The 17,260-nt window shown below is 71.7% G+C and carries 12 protein-coding genes; 2 read left to right on the forward strand and 10 right to left on the reverse strand.

The genetic code is table 11. From position 1 onward, the window contains the following. Positions 1–9 precede the first annotated feature (9 nt). Entirely contained in the window at positions 10–2,190 is a 2,181-nt protein-coding gene (locus tag ACH414_RS07185; protein WP_398941061.1) for a protein kinase, read from the forward strand. 148 nt (positions 2,191–2,338) lie between these two features. Then, on the forward strand, positions 2,339–4,420 hold the full coding sequence (locus ACH414_RS07190; RefSeq protein ID WP_398941063.1) for a protein kinase: 2,082 nt from the start codon (positions 2,339–2,341) through the stop codon (positions 4,418–4,420). 43 nt (positions 4,421–4,463) lie between these two features. Here the strand turns inward: ACH414_RS07190 and ACH414_RS07195 are convergent, their stop codons facing one another. The 10 genes from ACH414_RS07195 to ACH414_RS07240 form a co-directional block, all read right to left on the reverse strand. Next, positions 4,464–5,126, reverse strand: coding sequence for a hypothetical protein (locus tag ACH414_RS07195; protein WP_398941065.1), 663 nt, complete (start codon positions 5,124–5,126; stop codon positions 4,464–4,466). Positions 5,127–5,130: 4 nt separating this feature from the next. Beyond that, on the reverse strand, positions 5,131–7,482 hold the full coding sequence (locus ACH414_RS07200) for a hypothetical protein (protein ID WP_398941067.1): 2,352 nt from the start codon (positions 7,480–7,482) through the stop codon (positions 5,131–5,133). A 12-nt stretch (positions 7,483–7,494) separates the two neighbouring features. After that, positions 7,495–7,923, reverse strand: coding sequence for a hypothetical protein (locus ACH414_RS07205; RefSeq protein ID WP_398941068.1), 429 nt, complete (start codon positions 7,921–7,923; stop codon positions 7,495–7,497). 11 nt (positions 7,924–7,934) lie between these two features. After that, positions 7,935–8,519 (reverse strand): hypothetical protein, encoded by a 585-nt coding sequence (locus ACH414_RS07210; protein WP_398941069.1) that lies wholly within the window; start codon positions 8,517–8,519, stop codon positions 7,935–7,937. Between the two features lie 169 nt (positions 8,520–8,688). Further along, positions 8,689–9,999 (reverse strand): type VII secretion-associated serine protease mycosin, encoded by a 1,311-nt coding sequence (gene mycP, locus ACH414_RS07215; RefSeq protein ID WP_398941071.1) that lies wholly within the window; start codon positions 9,997–9,999, stop codon positions 8,689–8,691. An 85-nt stretch (positions 10,000–10,084) separates the two neighbouring features. Next, positions 10,085–11,638, reverse strand: coding sequence for a hypothetical protein (locus ACH414_RS07220; RefSeq protein WP_398941073.1), 1,554 nt, complete (start codon positions 11,636–11,638; stop codon positions 10,085–10,087). Between the two features lie 30 nt (positions 11,639–11,668). Beyond that, positions 11,669–12,214, reverse strand: a complete 546-nt coding sequence (locus ACH414_RS07225; RefSeq protein ID WP_382535952.1) for a hypothetical protein — start codon at positions 12,212–12,214, stop codon at positions 11,669–11,671. Positions 12,215–12,458: 244 nt separating this feature from the next. Next, complete coding sequence (locus tag ACH414_RS07230; RefSeq protein WP_382535955.1) at positions 12,459–14,744, reverse strand: xanthine dehydrogenase family protein molybdopterin-binding subunit; 2,286 nt, start codon at positions 14,742–14,744, stop codon at positions 12,459–12,461. Further along, positions 14,741–16,228, reverse strand: a complete 1,488-nt coding sequence (locus tag ACH414_RS07235; protein ID WP_398941138.1) for a 2Fe-2S iron-sulfur cluster-binding protein — start codon at positions 16,226–16,228, stop codon at positions 14,741–14,743. The genes ACH414_RS07230 and ACH414_RS07235 overlap by 4 nt, the downstream gene beginning before the upstream one ends. A 26-nt stretch (positions 16,229–16,254) precedes the next feature. After that, entirely contained in the window at positions 16,255–17,142 is an 888-nt protein-coding gene (locus tag ACH414_RS07240) for an FAD binding domain-containing protein (protein WP_382535958.1), read from the reverse strand. Between the last annotated feature and the right edge of the window lie 118 nt (positions 17,143–17,260).

Below are 17,260 nucleotides of genomic sequence, written 5' to 3' on the forward strand. Positions count from 1 at the left end.
GAACCGACCATGCTCTCCGCCCTCACCCACGACGACCCGGCCGCCATCGCCTCGTACCGGCTGCTCGCCCGCCTCGGCTCCGGCGGCATGGGCACGGTCTATCTGGCGCGATCGCAGGGCGGCCGTACGGTCGCCCTGAAGACGGTGCACGCCCGCCTGGCGGCCGACCCGGCCTTCCGCACCCGCTTCCGCCTGGAGACGGACGCGGCCCGGATCATCGGCGACCGCCACGGCGCGGCCGTCGTCGACGCCGACCCGCTGGCGCGGACCCCGTGGCTGGCGACCGAGTACGTCCTGGGCCCGCCCCTCGACGACGCGGTCGCCCTCGCGGGCCCGCTGCCCGAGCCGACCGTGCGCGCCCTGGGCGCGGCGCTGGCGGGGGCTCTGCGGCAGCTGCACTCCTCCGACGTGGTCCATCGCGACCTGAAGCCGTCGAACATCCTGGTCACCGCGCACGGCCCGAAGCTGATCGACTTCGGCATCGCCCGCGCGGCCGGCGACGACCGCCTCACCTCCACGGGCGCGGCGGCCGGCACCCCCGCGTACATGTCGCCCGAGCAGGCCTCGGGCGAGGAACACACGTCGGCGGGCGACGTGTTCGCGCTGGCGGGCGTGCTGGTCTTCGCGGCGACGACCGGCGCCCCCTTCGGCGCGGGCGCCCCGGCGGACCTCCTCTACCGCGTCCGCTACGCCGACCCCGACCTGTCGGCCGTCCCGGCGTCGCTGCGCCCCCTGCTGGCCGCCTGCCTGGCGAAGGACCCGTCGGCCCGCCCGACGACGACCGCCCTGATCACCGAACTCCACGACGGCCACGGCGACTTCGCGGACCACCTGCCACCCCCGCTCCTCTCGGCCATCGCCCGCCGCGCCACCGACGTCTGGCACCCGCCCCCACCCCGCCTCCCGCCCCCGACGGAGAACCCGTACACGACCACGCCCTCCACCCCCACCCGCCCCCACCTCTCCCGCCGCCGCCTCCTCACCCTGAGCACCGGCTCGGCACTGGCCGCGGCGGGGGCGGGGGCGGGCCTGTGGGCCTGGCGCGGCACGCGGTCGAAGCCGGACCCGAAGGCCGGCGCGCCGGCCGCGCAGCCGCCCCTCGGCGCGGCCCCGGCCTCGCTGTGGAGCACGGAGCTCGCGACCCCGCAGAAGGACGAGCGGGCCTTCCCCATGGTGGCGGGCGACCACATCGCGCTGGTCGCGGGCATGGGCGTGGTGTTCACCGACCTCACCACCGGAAAGGCCGTCGGCGTGTGCACCGCCGACACCACCCCCTGGACGACGGTGGCCGACGAAGCGGGCGTCGTGCACGTGGTCACGCGGAAGCCGGACTCGACGCACCACGATCTGGTGGTGCGCACCGTGGACGCCGAGAAGTACGCGCTACGGCCGTCGGGCATCACGGTCAAGGGCCTCAACGCCAACATGGACGCGACCCAGTTGCTGTGCGCGGCCGGCGGCGTGCTGTTCCTCGCCGGCGCGACCGGCGTTCCCGACGCGCTGCGATCGCACCACCTCGTGGCCGTGGACACGCGTGCGGGCCGGGAGTTGTGGCGCAAGGAGCTGGGCCCGCGGGACAGCACCGACCGCCGGTTCGTGATGGCCTCGGCGGTCCAGGGGGACCGGCTCATCACCTTCGAGAGCTACAACGAGTACGACGACACGACCCGGATCGTCGCCCGTGACACGCGTACCGGAGCCGTGCGCTGGCAGAAGGACGTCGACGTGCCGCGCGAGACGGCCGGCCTCAACAAGCCTTGTGTGGACGGCACACACCTCTACACGGGCGGCACGAACTTCATGGCGCACCGCCTGACGGACGGCGAGGCCTCCTGGCAGGAGCGCGTGTCGGCGAAGGACCGCTTCTCGTCGCCCGTGCTGGGCGACGGCGTGGTCTACGCGCTGGTGGAGGGCGGCGCGTATGCCGTCGACACGGCCACGGGCACGAAGCTGTGGCAGGAGAAGGCCGCAACCGCCAACCCGGCCCTGGCCGACTCGGACCAGTCCCTGGCGGTGGGTGACCGCTGCCTCTACTACCGCTCCGAGCTGGGCCTGGCGGCACTGGACCTGAAGACCCGGCGCCGGGCGTGGGTGTACGGGACGGACGCGGACCATGTGGTGGCGCAGCGGAAGGAGGGGCGGATGTTCGCGGTGGGCGACCGCTTCATGATCGCCCTCCCCCTCCAATAGCCACACCGAAGCCCACCCTCTCCCTCCCTTCCCCTCCCCAAGCGCCGCCCCCTCCCCCCCCTCCAGCTCCGCCCTCCTCCTCCCGCTCCGCCCTCCCCCCTTCCCCTTCCCGCTTTTCCCTCCAGACAGGAAGTGCCCAGTGCCGCCCATGAAGCCCCTCGCCTTCGGGGACCCCCTGCGCCTCGGGCCGTACCGCCTGCTCGGCGTCCTGGGCGAGGGCGGCATGGGCAAGGTCTACGTCGCGGCGGGGGCGGACGGGCGGCCGGCGGCCGTGAAGGTGCTGCGCCCCGAGCTCGCCCACGACCGGCATCTCGCCCAGCGTTTCGTACGCGAGGCGCACACCGCCCAGGCGGTGACGAGCAGCGGAGTGGCGCGGGTCCTCGGGGCGGATCTGGAAGGCGGGCGCCCCTGGATCGCGACGGAGTTCCTGGCCGGCCCCACCCTCGACGAGGCCGTCGCGCAGCACGGCCCCTTCGACGAGCCGACGGTTCGGGCGTTGGCGGCGGCGCTCGCCGGAACGCTGCGGGACATCCACGCGGCCGGCCTGATCCACCGCGACGTCAAGCCGCCGAACATCGTGCTCACCTCGGACGGCCCCCGGATCATCGACTTCGGCATCGCCCGCCCCGAGCACGGCCTGACCCTGACCACGACCGGCCAGATCCCGGTGACCCCCGGGTACGGGGCGCCCGAGCAGGTGCTCGGGCGCCGGGTCACCGGCTCGGCCGACGTCTTCTCGCTGGGCGCGGTGCTGGTGTACGCGGCGACGGGCCGACGCGCCTACGACGGGGCGCACGTGGCGGCGGTCCAGTACGCGGTGGTGCACGAGGAGCCGAACCTGGCCGGCCTGCCGCCGGCCCTGCACCTGCTCATCGCCCCCTGCCTGGCCCGCGACCCGGTCCTGCGCCCCACGCCGGAGCAGGTCGCGCAGGCCTTCGCGCCGGACCGCAAGGGCCGTGACGTCTGGCGGCGGGGCGCCGTGCACCAGGAGGCGAAGCGGCGCGAGGCGGAGATCCGCAGGCAGACCTCGGCGACGGCGACGGCGACGGCGACGGCGGTGGAGCCCACCGGCTCCGGCCCGAGCCGCCGCCGTTTCCTCGCGGCCTGGGGTGCGGGCGGCGCGGTCCTGCTGGCCGGCGCCGGGGGCACGGCCTGGTGGCTCGGCGACCGCGGGGCGAACGCGCTGCCGCCCGAGGGCGACGCCCCCGAGGCCCGGCTCCTCGACAACGCGAACGCCGGCATCCGCCCCACCCCGCTGTGGGGGCCGGTCGACGTAGCCGCGACCGGCCCGCTGCCGCCGCCGGTGGCCCTGCGCGACGTGGTGATCTTCCCGGACCGGAACGCCGGCCTGACGGCCCTGAGGGTGGTCGACGGCTCGATGAAGTGGACCCTGCCGGACATCGCCAAAACCGCCCGCCAACTGCCCTTGAACGAGAAGGAGTTCGTGGCGGCGCAGCCGTCGGGCCGCCTGGTGGTCCACAACGCGTCGACGAGCGCGGAGAACTGGTCGATGGCGGAGGCCCAGGCGGCCTTCCTCCTGGCGGCGGGCCCCGACACGCTGTACGTCCTGACCACCGAGGGAAGACTGCGGGCCGTCGACCTGCCCACCCGCACGATCCGCTGGACGGTCGCCTCCACCGAACGCGCCACGGACACCCGCGGCCCGCTCGCCGCGGCCGGCAGCGGCCACCTCGTCCTGTCCGGCTCCGACGGCACCGTCACCGCCTACGACAAGACGACCGGCCGCGCCGCCTGGAAGCTCCCCGACCAGACCTCGGAGTCCCTCCAGCCGGCCGTCGACAACGACACGGTCTACCTCGGCGGCCGCACCCTCACCGCGGTCTCCCTCGCCACCGGCAAGCCGCTCTGGTCGATCGACCCCAGCCCCCAGCACACCTGGGGCCCTCCGGCCGTGGACGCGGCGGGCGTCACGGCAACGCAGGGCAGGGCGGTCCGCCGCTACGCCAAGGACGGCAGCAGCCCCGACTTCTGGTACGCCGACCTGAACGGCGACTCCCCCGACCCCCAGCCCCCGGTCGTCCAGGGCGACTGCGTCTGGACCGTCGAGAGCCCCAACGGCGAATCCGGCGTCTCGGGCCTCTCCATCCCCGAGGGCCGCCGCGTCTGGACGTACGAACGCGACGACACGGGGCCGTGGGCCATGACGGCCAAGGCCAACCGCGTCTTCCTGATCAGCAAGGGCAAGGTGGCGGCGCTGCCGACGTTCTGAGCGCGGATGCACAGAAGGTCCCGTCGCCTCTCGCCATGCACGGTCACTCGGCCTTGAGGACCGGCGTCTCGGCAAGCCCAGCATTCCCTGCGCATCCGAGCCGCTTGACCAGGGCGAGGGTGACGGAGTGCAGCACGGTCAGGTTCGCTTCCCGGGTGGCTACGGTGTCCGGCAACCCGGACTTGGGGAACCGCAGCGTCCCCCGGATCCGGGCAGGCCGTCGCTCGGACCCTTTGAGGCGGGGACTGACGCACTCGACGAACACATACGCCCTGTCCGAGCCGGACTGCGCCTCACGACCCATGTCGTATGGATGAAGTCCGACCGGGCGCGCATCTCCGAACAGGTCGTCCTCGTCATAGAGACCGAAGGCGATATCGAGCTGCACGGAGGCATCTGCCGGGCTCGGCCGGCACATGGGGGGATGCGTTGACCGGCGTTTGCCTTGCGCGTAGTCCTCTGTCAGCTGGCCCACGACTCTGTCCAGTGCACCGACGGGTGCCGCGTCGAACCTCTCCGTCCCCAGGAGCGCCTCAAGGGCTTTCGCAGCGCCCGGCGAGAGGGTTTGGTCGCACTGCTGCGCAGCGGTGACGCGCGGAGACTGCGCTTCCTCGCCGCCCCCGCACGCGGTGAGGACGACACCAGCCGTCAGCCCCCACAGGACAGCTCTGCTCATGCGCACCGCAGCACTCCTCTTCTCCGTCATGTGGTCAGTCCGTCTCCGGGGCGTTCCCGATGTGTCCGGCGAAGGAGTTGCCGTTGGAATAGCCGAGGTCGGTCGACTCGATGAGGTTCTGGCCGAAGTCGCCACTGATCTGGGAACGATGCTCCATGACAAAGCGCTCCATGGGAGCCTCGGCGCTGTACCTGCCGGCCAAGTAGACCGACTTCCTGTCTTCGTGGATACGGTCCTCGACGCCTTCCTTGTGGTCCTCCTTCGCCTTGTCGGACCAGTCCCCGATGACCTGGCTCGCCAGCTCCTCCATCGCACCTGAGCCCGTGTCGACCGCGAGCGGCACCACGACGGCGGCCACGCCTGCGGCCGTGGCGGTGGCAGGCAGAAAGGCGATGCCCGCGGCGATTGCGGCCGTCGTGCCGAACGACACCCAAGCGGCCTTCTTCTCCTGGGCCTTCTCGTAGTCCTCGTGGAGCTTCATGCCCTCTGCCTCGACCTGCTTCGCACGCGACTCGTCCAGGAGTCCCTGGAGCATGGCGCCGGTGCGTACAGCTTCGCGTGCCTTGTCTTCCTGGATCCGGCCATCCGACCCGACTTGAGCCTCCAGCACACTCGTGGTGTACAGCCGATCCGCTGCCGAAACCGTCGCATACGCATCCGGGTGCTGGCCCAACGTACTCAGGAACGCGGTCGCCGTTTCCCGCCCGAAAGCCGGATGAGCCGCCATCTGCTCAATGCTGCCGGTGGGGTGGTAGACGCTGCCCGATCCGTTCTTCGCAAGAGCCCAATTGAGGTCATCGATATACCCAGCCCCCATATTGCCCAGGCTGTCCGCGAGAGCGGACTGGTACGTCTTGACGAGCCCGGCGTCCGCGCCGTACTTGGCGACGACTTCGGCCATGATCTTCCCGGTGGTCGCATCCCGGCCGAGCTGAGGCGCCGGGTCGTCCCAGGCATGACCCAGGGTCGCGGCTTCCAGGGCGTGCCCCAAGGCATCCGGCATGTAGTCCGCGGACTTCTTCGCCTCGTCGGGATCGTGCCCGTCGATATCCGGAAAGAACTCGTATTTCTCATTGGCGAAGAAGTCGAGGTAGCTCCCGATCTTCCCGCCTTCCTTGTCCTTACCGAGATCGAGGGTGCCGCCGACACCACCGTCCATCGTGTACGAGGTCGGCTCGGCGGAGAAGAACTGCTTCGCCGCTGCGGGGCTGTGTCCCAGCGCCTCCAGCACCGGAATCATCGGGTCGAAGCCGGAGCCGTTGACCCCCGACGGGTTGAACTGGTTCTTCAGCCACCCTCCGCCCACACCGTTCTTGCTGTTGGCGAACAGATACGGGTCCTTGGCGTGCAGCTGTGCCACGTGTTCGGCGATCGGCACGAGGAACTTGGGGTCGTAGTTTCCGTACCGCATGATGCCGCCGAGCAGCTGGTATCCGTACGCGGGATTCTGGTCGTACTTCACCAGCGGAAGGCGCTCGGTACCGAGCCTGCGCATCTCGGTGGACCAGTTCTCGGTCCATGCGTCGCCGCCCCGCGTGGCCGTGGCGAGGTTGAGGCCCAGGTTCTTCTGAAGCTCCTGGACGTCCTTCAGGCGCTGCTCGTCGGGCTTGGCGTAGTCGTACGTGTCGGTGGAGAGCCGGCCGAAGAACTCCAGCGCGCCCTTGGGGCCGAGCCCGTCGTAGAAGGACCTGGAGAACGCCTTCGAATCCTTGTTGTCCTGGAGCAGCTCGTTGAGGCGCTCCAGCTCCTCATGAGAGATCTCCCGGCCCTTCTTGGCCAGATCGACGGCCCGCTGCGCCTCCTCGGCGTCCAGACTGCCGTACTTCGGAGCGCTGAAATTGTGCTTGTCGCCGGTGATATTGGCCCTGAGTGCGTTCGCACAGGCCACGTCGGCGTCATCACAGCTCTCGACGATGGCATCGATCCGACGCTGTAGGGCGTCGATCTCGGCACGCTCCTTGCGCACGAGCTCCTGGAAGTCGGGGTCGTTCCGCAATCCGGGTTCCTTGATCGACAGAACCGGCTCCGTGGCCTCGACCGTTCCGTCCGCGTTCACCACCAAGCCCTTGGCCCGAGCCTCGCCGTCGACGATCTTCGCGAGGTCGTCCTTGGCCTTCTTGAAGGCCTGGTAGCCGTCCTCCAGGATCTTGTGAATCCCGTCCGCCGCCTTCGCCGCGTCCTCGAACTCCTTCGCCGTCCTGTCCACGAACGGCTTCGTGACCTCGGCGTTCACACCCCGCCAGTACTCGTCCTTGGCCTTGGCGGCCATCGTCGTGCGAGCGTCCTCTGCGAGCTTGTCCAGCTTGCCCTTCATCTCGGACCAGCCGTCCGCCGCGGCCTTCATCTTGGCCAGCGGCGCGTGAAGGACGTTGTCGTAAGTCAGCACGGCTGCACCCGTCTACTTCAGGTATTCGTTGATCTTGGACGCGGCGAGGGCCGCCCTGATGTCCTCTTCTTCCTTCGCGTGCGAGGCCGCGCTGTAGTCGAGGTGGTTGGAGATGTTCGCGCAGGCGTCGAGCAGGGTGGCGAGCTGCGACGACCAGGTCGTGTGCACCTCCGCCATGGCGGAGCCGGTGCGGAAGCCGTTCGCCTTCAGCCCGGTCGCCGCCTCCGCGGTGTGCGTACGCGCGTGATTCCCGTCCTTCGCCAGCCGCCCGTGCAGGGCGTACGCGGCGCTGCCGATGGCACCGAGCTTGTCCTGGTCGACGCCGAGGTCGGCTTGGCTCCCGCGCCCGCCCCCGGGTGCGGCGGGCGCCTGGTTGAGCCGCATGCCCACCGGCGCGCCGGCCGTACTCCGGGCCGTGGCCCATTCCTGTTCGAACGACATGGTCTCCCCCGTTACGGCTTCGGGTGGCTTTCAGCGGCGGCTTGCGTCGACGGACACGGCGAACCCGTACTCGGCTCGGGCACCACGTCGGTCGCACCTTCGGCTCCGGGCACGGCGAACCCGCCGGATCCCGTCGACACGAGGCTCAGACAGTAGGGGAATCCGCCCTGGTCGGCGGCCACCTGATACCGGTCTCCGCCACCGGCCGAGCTCACGTCCAGCCGGTAGGAGGGCCCTACGCCCTCGGCAGCGTCGCGGCCAGCGTCCCCGACCAGGGCCGCGGACCCGCTCGCCGACGCACTCCGCTTTCCCTCGATCGTGTCCGCGGCCGCGGCCACCACGGCCCTTACCTCTGCGCGACTCCACTCGGTCGAGTCGGCGAAGCTCATGGCGCGGCAGGCCGAGAAGAACATCAGACCGGCGACGACAAAGGCCAGAATTCGCCCACCCCGGCAGGCGGCATCGGACGGCTCGCCCACCGCCGCACCCCGCCCCCTCCACGCGGCGAACCCCCCGTGGAGGCGCCGCTGATCGGGCAGACCCAGCACGACGAACACGACACCGGCACCGAACAGCGCGACGACGACGCCGGTCACACCAGCACCGTCAACCGCTCGACGCCCTCACACCCCGATCGCACGATTTGCGACTGCTTCGCCTTGACCACGACGCTTCCCCACCAGCGGCTCGCTTGCACCTGCTCTGGCAGGCATCCTTACGCTAGCGGTCGCCGAGTAAACGTACGCGACTGCAATACGCAGTGTGTCAGCTTCCGTACGGCGGCTGGGGGTTCTGCGGCTGCTGGTACGGGCCGTTCTGCGGGGGGCCGTACGGGGCGTACGGCGGCATGCCGGGCGCGGCCGGCGGGACGGGCGGCACGGCGCTGCGCCGCCGCGAACGCACCACGGCGACTGCCACCGCACCACCGACGAGGACCGCCGCGCCGACGCCCAGGGCGATCCACAGGGCGGTGTTGCCGCTGCCTTCAGACGATGCTGCGGCAGACGGCTCAACCGTCGGCTTCTGTCCGCTGTCGGACGGCGCAGGGGCGGCCGATGCACTCGCCGACCCCGAAGGCGACGCGGAAGCCTCGGCGGCGGCAAGGTCCGGCAGGGGGTACACGTCGGCAGGTCCAGGGTCTCCGGGGGTGGTCAGCGCACGCAGGGGACGGATCGTGCCGTAGCCGAGGTAGTCGGTCCGGTCCTTTCCACTCTTCGGCTTGCCGGCGGTGTTGAGCATGACGCGCAGGACCTGGTTGTTCGTCCAGTCGGGGTGCTTCGACCAGATCAGGGCGGCGGAGGCGGAGGTAAGGGCGGTGGCGCCACTGGTTCCGCTGCCAGAGCAGAGTTGCGTGCCTTTGGAGCAGGCGTTCACAAGGCTCTCGGCCGGAGCAGCGAGGTCGACCTGGGGCCCGGTCTGGGACTTGGTCCACCAGGCAGCCTTCTTATCGAGACCGCCTACACCCACCACACCGGGCGTCGCGGCGGGGTACTCGACCTTGTTGCCCGAGTCGGCGCTATTGCCGACAGCCGCAAAGATCAACTTGTTCTTGGAGAGGGCGTACCGAACGGACTGCTCGAGTTCCGGTCCGATGCGATCCGTACTGGAGCCGACGGAGATGTTGATGACTTTGGCTTCGGAGTCCGCGGCGAACCGAATCGCCTTCGCCATGCCCATCGAGAATGTGTCCACTCGGTCCTTCTCGTACAACCGCTCCTGGTTGTAGACGATCCGGATCGGAAGGATCTTGGCCTTCGGGGCGAGACCGAAGGATCCCTCGACCGCCCCCCGGGCCCCGGTGGCAGCGATCAGGCTCGCCATGCCGGTCCCGTGGTTATCGACGTCATTGTTCTCGTCACCCGAGAGGCGAGAGAAGTTCTTCCCCGGCAGAACCTGCCCTTTGAGGTCGGCGATGGTGTCGTCGACGCCGGAGTCGATGACCGCGACGACGACGCCGTCCCCCTCGCTGACCTTCCACATCTTGTCCGCGCCCATGGCGTCCAGGTGCCACTGCTGGCCCCGTACGGACTCGGCGTAGGCGGGCGTCGCACCGATGCCCAGCAGCGTCAGAGCCATGGCGGCCGCCGTCAGGGAGCCGGACCGCATGGCCCGTCCACTGCTGGTTCGCATCTGTCTCTCCGTGCCTTTCTGTGTAGGCGGGTTAGTCGACGACGGGGGGAACGATCGGGCGCTTGCCCCGCTCCCAGGTCTCCTCGTCCTCGACCAGATAGTCGGCACGCTTGCCGTCGCGCTCCTCTGGACGGTCGTCGCCCGCACGAGTACTCGCGCCATGCATCCCTGCGCCGCGTCCGGCGACCGGGCCGGCTCCGGCTCCCGACTGCCCCCCGCGCACGAGCCCCGTGCCGCCGGGAGTGAACGGACGAGCACCGGCCTGGCCGCTCTTCTGCGCCCGGCCGCCGACCACGCCGCCCTGCTCCATGGCCAGCCGGCGCCCTGCCGCATTACCTCCGCCGCCACCGGGACCACCGGCGTGCGGACCCATGGCGCCTCCCGTTCCACCCCGGCCATACGCCTGTTCGTTGCCGATCACAGTGCTGCGCGGGATGCCCGTCGACGACCGGCCGCCGGCCGTCGGCGGCACGGGCCGTCCCCCGACGATGCCGGTCTCGCGCGGCAGACGCGCCGAGGCCGTACCACCGGGACCGAGCGGCCCCGGCCGCCCACCGGTCACGCCCTTCACCGTGCCGCCACCTGTCGGCAGTTGGCCCGGGCCTCCACCAGGTCCCGTGATGAACGGAGGAGGAGTCGTCTGCAAACCACCGGGATATGTCGGGGCCTCGGGCTTCACGGGGCCCGGCCCCGTCGGAGTCGGGGGAACAGTCCGGGTGTCGGGGGGCGTCTTCACCGAGTCGATCCCCAGGTCGGCGGGGACCTCGGGCACCACATGCGTGGGCGTGGGCCGCGCAGTGCCGCCGCTCTCGGTCCTTCCCCCATCGGCGCTGTGGACGACAGCCCGATCGGTCGTAGACTCCGTGTGCCCACCGATGGCCTGACGGGTCTGCTGTGTGCCAGTCGTGGAGGACGTACTGGTGCGGGACGAGCGCCCGGGCACCTGGATGTAGCTCTCCGGCTGCTTCCACTTGTCGCCCAGATACCCCGCCGGCGGCGGAAACTCCGGCACCTTGGCGCTGTTCACCCGCTGGCCCGTGAACGTGTACGTCTGGCCGAGCGAGCGGAGCTTCATCAGCGCTTCGATACGCGCCTTCTCCCGCGCGCTCGCCGCCGCGTTCATGTCGTCGGTCGCCGTCTTGACTTCGGTCTTGCCCGCGCCGGGGTCGTGACGTGCCGCGTTCAATACGCGCTGAGCGGTCGTGTAGTCCGTCTTCGCTGAGGCACTGGTCTTGGCGAGCTCCTCCACTCCGCTCTTCGCCTGGGCCATCGCCTGGGCGGACTCCGCCAGGCACTCGCCGGCCAGCTGGGTGTAGTTGGCAAGGTAGAACGTGGCGCTCGCCGTGGCGGCGGTCCACTCGACGAACGACTCCGCCGCCACACCCTTCCAGCTGAGGCCGCCGGTCGCGCGGGCGCGTAGATACTCGGCAATCTTGGTGATCTCGTCGGCCGCGCTCTTGAGCTTGCCCGCGAGTGCCTCGGCACGCGCGTGCTGAATGGGAGTCAGCATAGCCAGCAGCTGTTCGTTCGACATGCCTTCGAGCGACGTCGACTTCGGCTCCGGCTTTTTGGGCCCGTTACCCATGCGACTCTTCCCCCGTTTCCGTCCAGTGGTTCACTGAAAGTCGCCCTGCGCGTCGGCGCCGCCCGCAGGCCCGTCGGTCCTCGGAGCGTCCGCAGAACTCCCGCCCGTGGCGTGCTGGGCGTTCGACTTGCCCTCGCCGGACTTCTGCAGATCCGTGATCTGCGTATTGAGCGACCGCATCCGCGCGCGGATGTCGTCGTCGATGTTCTCGTACCCGGTCTTGGAGAGGTCGATTGCGATCTTCATGCTCTCCATCTGGAGTCCCAGCACCTTCGAGAACTTGAGGAGTTCTTCCCGGACGACGTTGTAGCTGGAGAAGAGGTAGTCCGCCTCGTGGAAGCCCGGCCCGGCGAGCGCTGCCTGATCCAGCCAGTCCTCACCGATCTTGCCCGGTCCAGCGTTCGATCCCTCGAATCCCGTGAGCAGTGCGTCTACCCGGTCCTTGAGGTGTGCCAGCTCGTTCACCTCGACGGCCATGCTCGCGGCTGCCCCGGCCACCGCACCGACGCCGCCCATCAAGGGCATCAGGGAGAGCGCCGCGCTCACCGCTCCGCCGCTGTCCGTCGCCTCCGCCATAGCCGCCTCCCCGTTCGACAAGTCAGGGCTTCATGGTAGTCAAGACGACGGACACCGTGCACCTCCGGGTTGCACACGCAACGCAGATCGCATGGTTACGACTTGGCCACGAGCACCCGCGCGCGAAGCTGGCCGGAAGTCGCTCTCCCCTCCCCGCCTGGGAGCGAGTTTCGTGCCGCGAATGCCGGTGGCGTACGCGACAGTCGCCGTCAGAACGGTCCCCGGGACCAACTTTTCAGCGGGTTCACCCCGTGACCACCGCCGCCTGCGGCCTGATCGGCAGTCGGTTGACGGGGCGTCCGGTGGCGGCGCGGACCGCTGCGGCGACTGCTGCCGGGGAGGTGACGACCGGGACGGCGCTCGCCGGCTTGGCGCCGAAGGGGGCCACGACGTCGCGTTCCTCGACGAGTTTCACGATGCGAATGTCCGGGGCGTCCAGCGACGTCGGCAGGGCGTAGCCCGTCAGGTCGGGGTGGCGGACCAGGCCGCGGGAGGTGCGGAGGTTCTCCGTGAGGGCCGCACCGACGCCCTGGGTGACGCCCGCCTCGATCCGGGTCGCGAGCTGCGCCGGGTTGAGGATGCGCCCCACGTCCTGCGCGACGGCCATCTCCACCACCCGGACCGTGCCGAGCTCCACGTCGACGTCCACCACCGCGCGGATCGCGCAGAAGGCGAGGCCGACGAAGGCGTCGCCCTGGCCCGCGTCGTCCAGGGGCTCGGTGGGATGGGGACGGCACTGGGCGGTCGCCCAGAGTTCCTTGCCGTCCATGGCCTCCGTCACCGTGGTGGACAGGACCCCGTCGTACGAGGTGATCTTGCCGTCGGTGATCTGCAGCAGCTCCGTCGACATGCCGAACTTGTGCGCCAGCGGCTGCAGGAGCTGCGTGCGCACCATCTTCGCCGCCCGCTCCACCGCACCGCCCGAGACCCAGGTGTGCCGGCCGTGCGTGGCCGGGCCCGCCGGGGGCTGGTCGGTGTCCACCGGGGCCACGTAGACCTCGTCGATGCCCAGCGTCTCCTGCACGATCTGCCGGGCCAGCGTCGTGAAGCCCGAGCCCGTGTCCACGGCCGCGCAGATCACCGTGGCCACCCCGTCCTGCACCCGGACGGTCGCCGTCGAGACCTCGTCCGTGCCCTCCGCGCCCAGCATGTGCACCATGCCCAGCGCGTAGCCCACGCCCCGCCGCACCGCGCCGGGATCCCCCGCCCCGTCCGGGCCGCCGGGCAGCAGCCAGTCCTCCTCCGGGGTGTCCAGGGGGAGGGTGGGCAGCGGGAAGTCCCGTACGGCCGACAGGAGTTCCGCCACCGGCGCCGGGCACGTCACCGTCTGCCCCGTCGGGAGGATGTCGCCCGTCGCCAGTACGTTGCGCATCCGCAGTTCCGCCGGGTCCAGGCCCAGCTTCGCCGCCAGTTTGTCCATCTGCGCCTCGTACGCCGCGCACACCTGCATCGCGCCCTCGCCCCGCACGTGGCCGGAGGGCGGGTTGTTCGTGCGCACCGCCCAGCCCTCGACGAAGGCGTGCGGCACGACGTACGGGCCGCAGGCGAACGACACCGCCGCCGCCAGCGACTCCGACGACGAGTCCGCGTACGCGCCCGCGTCCAGCAGGATCTGCGCCTCCACCTTCACCAGCCGGCCCTCCGCGTCCGCGTGGTGCCGGTAGCGCAGCAGGGTCGGGTGGCGGTGGGCATGGCCCAGGAACGACTCCTCGCGGGTCGCCGTCAGCTTGACCGGGCAGCCCGTACGCAGCGCGAGCAGGCCCAGCGGGATCTGGAAGCCCGGGTCCTCACGGTCGCCCGTCGCCCCCGGAACTCCCGTCACGACCACCTTCACCTGCTCCGGCGGCAGCCCGAAGCACGCCGCCGCGAGGTCCCGGTCCGTGTGCGGGTCGGTCGACGCCGTGTACAGCTCGACGCCGCCGTCCGGACGCGGCACCGCCAGGGCGGCCTCGGCGCCGATCGGCGCCGTGTCCTGCCGGCCGATCCGGTACAGCCCCTCGACCACGACCTCGCCGGTCGCCTCCTGGTCGCCGAAGCTCAGCGGGATGTGCCGGATCAGGTTGCCGTCGGGGTGCAGCGGCGGCGCCGCGAACGCCTTCTCCGGGTCCGTGACCGGCTCCAGGACCTCGTACTCCACCGCGATCGCCGCGGCCGCCAGCCGCGCCGTGTCCGGGTGGTCGGCCGCCACGGCCGCGATGGCCTCGCCGTGGTGCCGTACGAGCTCCGCCGCGAACACCGGGCGGTCCGCGACCCTCCTGCCGTACGTCACCGCCCCGGGCACGTCGGCGTGCGTCACCACCGCCCGCACCCCGGGCATCTCCGCCGCCGCCGTCGTGTCGATCGACACGATCCGCGCGTGCGGGTGCGGCGAACGCAGGATCGCCGCCCACAGCAGGCCCTCGGCCCACAGGTCCGAGGCGTACGGGAACGTGCCCTCGGTCTTCGCCCGCGCGTCGGCCTGCGGGAGCGAGACGCCGATGCCGAGGCCGAGGTCGAGGCCGGCCGGCTCCGTGGTCGTTTCGCTGCTCACGCCGTTCCTCCGTCGTACGGGTGGGGGATCTGGTGCGGGATGCGGGCCTCCTCGCCCGCCTCCGCCTCTGCGGCCGCCGCGCGCGCCTCCACGACCTCCTGCACGGCGTCGAGCACGCCCCGGTAGCCGGAGCAGCGGCACAGGTTGCCGCAGAGCGCCTGCCGGGTCTCCAGCTCGTTCGGAGCGTGGTTGCCTTCCAGCAGGTCGTGCACGGTCATCGCCATGCCCGGGATGCAGAAGCCGCACTGGACACCGCACTTCGCGAGCGCCCGCTGCACGTCCGACGGCTCCCCGTTCTCCGCCAGGCCCTCGACCGTCCGTACCTCGCAGCCCTCCGCCGTCGCCGCCGGCACCAGGCACGAGGCGACGAGACGGCCGTCCACCTGGACGTTGCACGCGCCGCACTCGCCCTGCGAGCAGCCGTCCTTCGCCCCCGCGAGGCCGAGGCGCTCGCGCAGCACGTACAGCAGCGACTCGCCGATCCACGAGTCCGTGACCGGGCGGTCGGCGCCGTTCACGCGGAGCGTGTACGAGGTGTGGGGGTGCTCGTCGCTGTCCGTCGACAGGTCGGTGGGGAGGCCGGCGGACGGGTCGGTCGGGAGGTCGGACGTGAGGTCGGCCGGGACCCCTGTCGCTCCTGTCGCTCCTGTCGTTCCCGCCGTCCCTGCCGTTCCCGCCGTCCCTGCCGTTCCCGTCGCCGGGTCGGAGGGCAGGCCCGCCGGGCTCCCGGCCGGGAGGTCCACCGGCCCGTCCGACAGGACATCGGACCGGGCATCCGACAGGGCATCGGACAAGGCATCGGACAAGGCATCGGACGGAGCGCCCGTGGCCCCGGGCGCGTCGGCGCCCGGAGTTCCGGACGGGTGGTCCGCGGAGAGGTCCACCGGGGTCTCCGGCGAGCGATCCACAGGGGCTTCCCGCGTGGCTTCCACCGGCACCCCTGCCGGCATCCCCGCCGGCGCCCCGGTCGCGTACTCCGCCTCCGCCCCGGCCGCGTACCCCGTCTCCGGCCCGTACCCGGTCCCGTACCCGGCCCCGTACCCGGCCGCCGCCTCCGGCTCCCCCGGCTCCTCCACCGCCCACGGCGCCGGCGCGCCGCCGGGCAGGGTCGGCGGTGCGCTGCTCGCGTACTGCGCGAGGCGCGACGCCGTGTACTCGCCCGAGTCGTCCAGCGCGTCCGAACCGTCCCCGATGGTCGGAATCGTCCACGAAGCGGTCTGCTCCAGAGGGTCCTGACGCGCCTCCCCCGGCTCCGCCGTCTGCGGCGTCTGCGGATCCAGCGGCGCCTGCACGGCCCATGAGCCCGTCGCCGCCGGGTCCGTCGCCGCCAGGGGCGTCAGCGGGGTGATCATCGGGGGGACGTAGCCGTGGCCCGGCGCCTCCAGCGGGACGCCCTCCAGCATGAACTCGGGCGGCAGCTGCACGAAGGCCGTGGCGTCGCCGTCGTACCCCTCGCTCTGCGGGATCGGCTCCCAGCCGCCCATGCCGCGGTTCCCCTGTGCCTCGTCGCTCACGACAGCGCCCTCCCCAGTGCCCGTCGGGCCAGTGCGGCGACCGTGCGCCGCAGGTGCAGTACGGCCGGCGGCAGCTGCTCGTCGCCCTGCGGGTCCGGGATGCACGCGGCGGCCACGTAGTCGCCGAACGCCGCCAGTGCCTCCGGTGCCAGTCCCCGGTCGCCGTCCCAGTCCACCAGCGAGGCGATCCACTGCTCGGCCTCCAGCGGACGCAGCGGCATCGGCGCGACGGCGCCGACCGCGCAGCGCACCCCGCGGCGCGCCGGGTCGAGGACCACGGCGACGGAGGCGGTGGCGCGGGCCGGGCCGGTGCGGCCGGTGGCCTTCAGGAAGACCTGCGGGGCGTGCAGCAGCGGTACGCGCACGAAGGCGACGAGCTCGCCGGGGGCCAGCAGGTCCCGCCCGGCCAGGAGGTGGCTGACGGGCAGCTCGCGGGTGCCCAGCGGGCCGACGACGACCAGCTCCGCCTCCAGGGCCGCGAGCACGGGCAGCGAGTCGCCGGTGGGCGCCGCCGTCACGATGTTGCCGCCGAGGGTGCCGGCGTTGCGGATCTGGGGCGGGCCCGCGACGCGCGAGGCGGCGGCCAGGGCGGGGATGAGGGCCGCGAAGTCGGGGCGGCCCATCCGGGCGTGGGTGAGGCCGGCGCCGAGCAGGGCGTGGCCGTCCTGGTACTGCCAGCCGCGGATCTCGTTGATCCGGCTGAGGCCGACCAGGCCCGCGGGGCGCAGCTGCCCGCGGTTCACGGCGGCCATCAGGTCGGTGCCGCCGGCCACGGGAACGGCGGCCGGCATGGCCGTGAGCGCCGCCACGGCCTCGTCCAGCGAGACGGGCAGCGTCACGGACCGCGCCGCGCGTGATGCCGTCTGTGGTGCGTGCGTGGTCAACCCGCTGCCCCTTCCCGGTGTCCCGGTGATCCCCGACCGTCCCGGCCTGTCACGCCTGTGTGGGCGTACGGTACGTGCTCACGGCCTGGACGTGGCAACTCTGGCACATCTTCCGGGC

This window comes from Streptomyces sp. NPDC020422 (assembly GCF_044386705.1).
Taxonomy (GTDB): Bacteria; Actinomycetota; Actinomycetes; order Streptomycetales; family Streptomycetaceae; genus Streptomyces.